The 386-nt window shown below is 75.9% G+C and carries 1 protein-coding gene; it reads right to left on the reverse strand.

Features of this window, described 5'->3' with window-relative positions; genetic code table 11:
- Positions 1 to 204: 204 nt before the first annotated feature.
- The coding region (locus GT354_RS52070; protein WP_161365542.1) for an LAETG motif-containing sortase-dependent surface protein at positions 205 to 386 on the reverse strand (182 nt) is incomplete at its 5' end.

Consider the following 386-nt stretch of genomic DNA (forward strand, 5'->3'; position numbering starts at 1 on the left):
GCGGAACAGACCGAACCCGCGCCGCCGCGGCAGCGCGGGTTCGCCCGGCGGCACGACCGGCACCGGGCCTGGGTCCCGGTGGACCCGAACGTGTGATTCCTGAATGGTCATGAACTCCTCGGACCCGTACCGATGGGGCGGTCGCGGGGCCGGCCGGCGGGCCCGGAACAGTCACGTCCCGAACCCACCGGCCGGTTCCCCGCGTCAGGCCGCGACGCGACCGCGACGCCGGACGAGGACGATCGTTGCGCCGCCGAGGGCGAGCAGTGCGGCACCGCCGCCGATCAGCATCGGGGTGTTGCTGCTACCGCCGGTCTCGGCGAGTCGGTCCGCCGGGACGGGGCTGGGCGACGCGGGGTCGCCCGGCTTGACGGTGGGGGGTCGGC

It is taken from the genome of Streptomyces sp. SID3343 (genome assembly GCF_009865215.1).
In the GTDB taxonomy this organism is placed as follows: Bacteria; Actinomycetota; Actinomycetes; order Streptomycetales; family Streptomycetaceae; genus Embleya.